This is a genomic window from Magnetospirillum fulvum MGU-K5, assembly GCF_000442515.1.
Taxonomy (GTDB): Bacteria; Pseudomonadota; Alphaproteobacteria; order Rhodospirillales; family Magnetospirillaceae; genus Phaeospirillum; species Phaeospirillum fulvum_B.
Window position 1 is genome coordinate 21,977 of the sequence record NZ_AQPH01000046.1, and the last position, 6,530, is coordinate 28,506.

General features: G+C 66.1%; 6 protein-coding genes and 1 pseudogene. 2 read left to right on the plus strand and 5 right to left on the minus strand.

Annotation, left to right across the window (positions count from 1 at the left end):
• Positions 1 to 44 precede the first annotated feature (44 nt).
• Positions 45 to 872 carry a hypothetical protein gene (locus tag K678_RS11835; RefSeq protein WP_051185912.1) on the plus strand — a complete coding sequence of 276 codons (828 nt, stop codon included), beginning with the start codon at positions 45 to 47 and terminating at the stop codon, positions 870 to 872.
• A 136-nt stretch (positions 873 to 1,008) separates the two neighbouring features.
• Positions 1,009 to 2,328, plus strand: a complete 1,320-nt coding sequence (locus K678_RS11840) for a phenylacetate--CoA ligase family protein (protein ID WP_021132692.1) — start codon at positions 1,009 to 1,011, stop codon at positions 2,326 to 2,328.
• An 88-nt stretch (positions 2,329 to 2,416) separates the two neighbouring features.
• Here the strand turns inward: K678_RS11840 and K678_RS11845 are convergent, their stop codons facing one another.
• From K678_RS11845 to K678_RS19055, 5 genes and pseudogenes are all read right to left on the minus strand, one after another.
• Positions 2,417 to 3,616: a BaiN/RdsA family NAD(P)/FAD-dependent oxidoreductase gene (locus K678_RS11845; protein ID WP_051185913.1), complete on the minus strand. Its 1,200-nt coding sequence runs from the start codon at positions 3,614 to 3,616 to the stop codon at positions 2,417 to 2,419.
• A gap of 82 nt (positions 3,617 to 3,698) precedes the next feature.
• Positions 3,699 to 4,571: a 4Fe-4S dicluster domain-containing protein gene (locus K678_RS11850; protein ID WP_021132694.1), complete on the minus strand. Its 873-nt coding sequence runs from the start codon at positions 4,569 to 4,571 to the stop codon at positions 3,699 to 3,701.
• 3 nt (positions 4,572 to 4,574) lie between these two features.
• Complete coding sequence (locus K678_RS11855; protein WP_021132695.1) at positions 4,575 to 5,738, minus strand: trans-sulfuration enzyme family protein; 1,164 nt, start codon at positions 5,736 to 5,738, stop codon at positions 4,575 to 4,577.
• A complete protein-coding gene (locus K678_RS11860) occupies positions 5,731 to 6,243 on the minus strand; it encodes an OsmC family protein (protein ID WP_021132696.1) in 513 nt (170 codons plus the stop codon). The genes K678_RS11855 and K678_RS11860 overlap by 8 nt, the downstream gene beginning before the upstream one ends.
• Positions 6,244 to 6,277: 34 nt before the next feature.
• Positions 6,278 to 6,530 (minus strand): annotated as a pseudogene (locus K678_RS19055) (ABC transporter ATP-binding protein); the annotation flags it as partial.

Here is a 6,530-nt window from a genome sequence, read left to right on the forward strand (position 1 = left end):
GCGCCCCCGGTTTTTTATGGCGTCATGACAACAAGGACTGGGCGATGACTGAACCGAACAATGTCACGATACCGGAGCCGACCCAGACCGATCTGTTCGCCGCCGTCGGGCTGGTACTGTCCGGGTCGGGGGCAGGGTTGCTGACAATTCTGTCGCTGGGCGGCTATGCCGGTCTTGAGGCTGGGGTGGGGCTGGTGCTGCCCGGTCTGGCCCTGATCGGGCTGGGGCTGGTGTCGATGTGGCTGCGGCCCACGTTTCCGGGCGAGGGCGGGGCGTGGCGCTGGGTCGCTGTTCTGGCCGGGTTGGCGCTGTTTCCGTTGAGCGGGGCCGTGCTGGGCTGGCCCGATCTGGCCAGGTTGTTATGGTTGCCGGCAATGGTGTTGCTGTACGCCCAGGGCCGCCGGATCGAAGCGGTGCGGGCCGTTCCGGCCTGGAGCGCGCCGTTGCATCTGCCGCTGCTGCTGACCAGCGCGTTCGCCGAAGGAAGTGGCCTGCTGCTGCTGCTGGCACCGCTGGCGCTGTCCCAGGCGGCTCCGGATTGGGTTGCGGGAGTGCTGATCGCTGCGGTCGCGGCGCGGTTGCTGGTGTGGATGGCCTATCGCCGCCGCTTGACCGGAGAGAGTGTTCCCGCCGCGACTGCCGCGGTGCTGCTGGCGTTCTCGACCCCTTTCGACGTTGGGGGGCAATGTCGCTCCGCTGGTTCTGACGATGGTGGCGGGAACAATCCCCGCTTTGGCCTCGGCGGCATTGGCGGCGGCCGGTCTGGCCGTGGCGGTTGGGGGCTGGGCGCTCCGGCTGGTGATCCTGACCCGGGCCGGGTACACGCACTGAGTGCCCCCCTCTACCCAATAGTCGGTAGGGAGTGGCGATAGGGCGAGCAGGGGTAGGCGAAATTATACTGTGGTGTAAGATTCGCGCTTGTCTTTGCTGCCGAATCGAGGGATGTCTTCCCCCTTGGAGCCGGGTGTGCCACGCGCACGCGGCATTGGTCGCGAGGGAGAGTCGGGAATGTCGGCAGTCGGTGCCGCGCCGTTCTATTTTGCGCCGGAGATCGAGCGTCTCGACCGCTCGTCCCTGCGCCGGTTGCAGCTTGATCGGTTGAAGGAAACGCTGGCCCGCGCCTATGCCTGCGTCCCCCATCATCGTCAGGCGTTCGACCGTGCTGGCGTGCGGCCCGAGGATCTGACCCGTCTTGAAGACATTTCCCGGTTTCCCTTCACCGTCAAAACCGACCTGCGCGACACCTATCCTTTTGGATTGTTCGCGGTTCCGCGCGAGCAGGTGGTGCGACTGCATGCCAGCTCCGGCACTACCGGCCGTCCCACCGTTGTCGGCTATACCGCCGACGATCTGGACACCTGGGCTGGTCTGATCGCCCGTTCGCTGGCCTGTGCCGGGGGACGGCCCGGCGACGTGATGCATAACGCGCTGGGCTATGGCCTGTTCACCGGCGGGCTGGGCTTTCATTACGGGGCCGAGCGGCTGGGTTGCACCGTGGTCCCGATGTCGGGCGGGCAGACCGAAAAGCAAATCCGGCTGATCTGCGATTTCGGCGCGACGATCCTGAATGCGACCCCGTCTTATGCCCTCAATCTGGCCGAATCCGCCGAGCGGATGGGGGTTGATCTCGCCGCCGGCACCTTGCGGGTGGGCGTGTTCGGGGCCGAACCGTGGTCCGAGACGATGCGTGGCGAACTGGACCGTCGCCTCGGTATCCGCTCGATCGATTCCTATGGCCTGTCCGAGGTGATGGGGCCGGGCGTGGCGATGGAATGTTGCCAGCGCAACGGGATGCACGCCTGGGAAGATCATTTCCTGTTCGAGGTGATCGATCCGGAAACGCTGGAACCGTTGCCGATGGGCCAGCCGGGCGAATTGGTCATCACCACCTTGACCAAGCAGGCTTTGCCGATGGTGCGCTATCGCACCCGCGACATCTCGATGATTACCGACGAACCCTGTGCCTGCGGCCGCACCCATCTGCGGATTCTGCGAGTGACCGGGCGTAACGACGACATGTTGATTATCCGCGGCGTCAACGTCTATCCTAGTCAGATCGAATCGGTGTTGCTCGGTTTGCCTGGGGTTGCGCCGCATTACCAATTGATTCTGTCCCGCCAGGGCTGGCTCGACCATCTGACCGTCGAGATCGAAACCGTTTCCCCCTCAAGCGAAGAGGACCGGGTCCGTCTCGCCAATCAGGTTCGCCATCACGTCAAATCGACGATTGGTGTGTCGTGTGAGGTTCTGGTCCGCTTGCCGGGGCAATTGCCCCGTTCGGAAGGTAAAGCGGTGCGGGTGCGGGATCTGCGTAAGGAAGGGGCGTAGCTTTCGGCGGGTTCGGGGGGACCTCGCCGTGCTTGCGCCCCGGCCCCCATCCCTGGGCGGCTTCTGCCGCCTGGGGATGGGTCATTTTTCACCTTTTTAATCGCAGCCAATCGGCGGCGCCCAGACCGGCGGTGCGGCCGCTGGCGAAGCATCCGGTGAGCAGATAGCCCCCGGTCGGTGCTTCCCAATCCAGCATTTCTCCGGCGACGAACACGCCGGGCAGGCGGCGCAGCATCAGGCGCTCGTCCACCTCCTCGAAGCACAGCCCCCCAGCGGTCGAGATCGCCTCGGCCAGCGGCCGCGGCCGTACCAGCGTCAGCGGCACGGCCTTGATCGCGGCGGCCAGGGCGGCGGGATCGTCAAGCTCGGCGGGCGGAACGATTTCACGCAGCAGCATCACCGCGTTAGACTCAAGTGGCAGGGTCTTGCGCAGGAAGGTTGAGAGCGAGCGTGACCCGCGCGGGCGGCGCAACGCCGCTTCGATCCGCTCGCGGCTCCAATCCGGCATCAAATCCAGGGTCGGGCGGGCGATCCCGTCTTGCTCGATCGCGTCACGTAGCGGGGCGGCGAGGGCATAGACCAATCCGCCTTCGATCCCGGTCGCGGTCAGGGTCAGTTCGCCGCGCCGGACCAATTCGCCAAAGCGCAGTTCGATGGTGGCAAGCCGGGTTCCGGCGCACCGTTCGGCAAACACCGGACTCCAGTCCAGATCAAAGCCGCAATTGGCCGGGCGCAGCTTTGCGATGGCAAGGCCCCGCGCCGCCAGCGGTTCGACCCAGCTTCCGTCCGATCCCAGTTGCGGCCACGACCCGCCCCCCAGCGCCAGTACAGTCACCGCCGCCGGATGCGTGAGGCAACCGTCGGGGGTGGCAAAGACCAGATCACCGTGGCTGTCCCAGCCCTGCCAGCGATGACGGGTGTGAAGGGTGACGCCCGCCGCCTTCAACCGGCGCAGCCACGCGCGCAGCAAGGGGGCGGCCTTCATCTCGGCGGGAAAGACCCGGCCGGAACTGCCGACAAAGGTTTCAATCCCTAGACCCGCAGCCCAGGCGCGCAACTCGGCCGGACCGAACCCGGCCAGCAGCGGGGCAAAGCGGTCGGCCCGCGCCCCGAACCGGGCCAGGAAAGCCGGGGCCGCTTCGCTGTGGGTCAGGTTCAGCCCGCCCTTGCCCGCCAACAGGAATTTGCGGCCGGGCGAGGGCATCGCGTCGAACAGGGCGACCGCGAAACCCTGGCTGGCCAAGGTTTCGGCGGCCATCAACCCGGCTGGGCCGCCGCCGATCACCATGGCCTCGGCGGGCTTTGCTCCCGTTTCCACTCTTTCGCTCCCCGCTCGTCAAAGAGGGGGGAGCTTATAAGCTTTGCCGACGTCAGGACAGCCGCTTGCCCTTCGATCCATGGCGGCGCAGATGGACCAGCCGCTTGTAACGGGGATCGTCGGGATCTTTTTCCAACGCGGCGGGCTCGTCGAGGTAGCGTTTTGGGCTCAGGCAGTCGAAGAATTTGCGGTCGGCTCCCTCGGGGCAGACCTTGGCGCAAATTCCGCACGGCCAGTGCCCCTCGTCGCGCAGCAGGATGTGGTGACGGGTGCATTCATCCTTGTCGAGATCGCCCAGGATCGAGTCCTTGCGCGCCCGGATCGCCCCAGTCGGGCAGGCTTTTTCACAGATGCGGCACTTGGTGCACAATTCCTCGGGCTGCATCGGATCGGGCGGCAGCTCGGCCGAGGTGATGATCGAGTTGAGCCGGACCCGGGGGCCGTACTCGGGCACCATCAGGTTGCGCGACATTCCCACCGTGCCCAGCCCGGCATATTTGGCGGCGTAGGTGTGGCTGAACGATCCGAACGGATTATCGAGCAGCGCCTCCAGGCTGGCATAGCCGTCGCGCGGCATGCACAAGGTGGGGTGGCCGGTGCGGTTAAGCCAGTTAGCGATCCGAAAGCTGATCTCGTCGAGCAGCCGGTTCGAGGTGTCGTACATCTCCTGATAATTAATCGACGGCGTCGATTCGATGATCGGCAGCACCATCGGTACCCCGATCACGATCACCGAGCGGGCCTTGGCATAGATCGCTTCGGGCCGGTAATCGGGCGGGACCTCGCCAACCTCGGCCCAGCGTCCGACCGGGGCAAAGCCAACCAGATCGGCCCCGAGCGCGATCGCCTCGGCCCGGATCGAGTCTTTCAGAGCCTCGGCGTCCGAGACCGCAACGGCTTTCGGTTTCTTCGCGGCGACAGCCATCTTTTACGCTCCCCGTGCCGTGGATGCTGCCGCCAGAGCGGCGGCGAAATCGGCCCACAGATCTTCGACCGCCTCGATCCCGACCGACAGGCGGAGCAGATCGTCGGGCACCGGCGAGGTCGGGCCTTCGATACTGGCGCGGTGTTCGATCAGGCTTTCGACCCCGCCCAGCGAGGTCGCCCGCTTCCACAAACGGACATGGGCGGCGGTGGCAATCGCGGCGTCACGTCCGCCTTTGACCCGGACCGACAGCATCGCGCCAAAGCCGCCCTTCATCTGGCGTTTGGCCAGATCGTGACCGGGGAAGCCGGGCAGGCCGGGATAGAGCACTTCCAGCACATCGGGATGGGCGGCCAAACGCTCGGCCAGGGCCAGGGCCGAGGCCGATTGCCAGCGAACGCGGGGATAGAGCGTGCGCAGGCCGCGTTGCAGCAGCCACGCCTCGAACGGGCCGAGAATGCCGCCGCCCTGAACCTGGATCGCCTTGATCCGCGCCCAGAAATCGTCGGTCCGTGCCGTGGTCAGGCTGCCCGCCACCACATCGGAATGGCCGTTCAGATATTTGGTCGCCGAATGCATCACGATGTCGGCCCCCAGCGCCAGCGGCTGGGTCAGGACCGGAGTGGCGACGGTGGAATCAACCGCCAGCCGCGCTCCGGCCCCGTGCGCCAATTCGGCCAGGGCGGCGATATCGCTGACCGACCATAACGGGTTGGCCGGGCTTTCGACCCACAGCAGCCGGGTCTTGCCCGGACGCAGCGCCGCCTTGACCGCGTCGAGATTGCTGGTATCGACCAGTTCGACCTCAAGACCCCAGCGGGTGGCAAAGCCGCCCAGCCACGACCGCAGCGCCCAATACATCACCTGAGGGGCCAGGACATGGTCGCCCGGCTCCAGCGCCTGGAACACCGCCGTTGCCGCCGCCATCCCCGAGGCGAACAATAGGGTCTGCGCGCCCCCTTCCAGCGCGGTCAGCGTCTGGGCGGCGGACTCGTCGGTGGGGTTGTCGCCGCGCGAATAGCAGCGCCCCCGCGAATAGCTGAGATCCGCATCGCGCTCATAGGTGGTCGAGGGATGGATCGGCGGAATGATCGCGCCCGTTTGGGAATCGATGGCTCCGGTGGCATGGGCGGCCAGGGTTTCCGGCCGTAACGAGGATTCACTCATGACGATTGCTCTTCAAAGACAGGATCGGCGGATGGGCCAGGGTCTGGTAGACGACGCAATAACGTTCGGTCAGTCGGATCAATTGCTCGATCCGCTCCGGCGGTTCGGTGGTGTCGATCTCGAAGCCGACCCGGATCGCGGCAAAGCCGACCGGGGCGTCCTTGGCCACCCCCAGGGTGCCACGGAAATCGAGATCGCCTTCAACGCTGACCGAGCCGCCTTTGAGTTCGAAGCCGATCGCGGTGGCGACCGCTTTCAGCGTCACCCCGGAACAGGCCGCCAGCGCGTCCAGCAGCATGTTGCCGGAACAGGCAAAGGCGCCGGTGCCGCCGGTGGCGGGGTGCAGCCCGGCGGCGACCAGGGCGCGCCCGGTCTCGACGCGACAGACGACATCGTCGGCATCGAGATCGCCCCGCGACGACAGGGTGACCAGGGCGGAATCGGGCGAGGTTTTATAGGCTTCTTTCAGCGGAGCCTGGAGGGAACGGAGGTCTTCAGCGTTCATCTGTGTCACCGTAAGAAGGGGGGAGAGGGCGAAATCAGATTGCTACGGCGGGGAAGGCTTCGTCACTGGTCGGGCGGCGACCGGCATGGCCCAATTCGACCAGCAGACGATTTTTCCAGTCGAGGAATTCGGTGTCGAGACGGTCGCGCGGCCGCGCCAGCGGCGGGGTTACCTCGGTCCGGACGCGGCCGGGATTGGGTTCCATCACCACGATGCGGTCAGCCAGGAACAGAGCCTCCTCGATATCGTGGGTGACCAGGATCAGGGTCGGGCGGTCAAACGCCCAC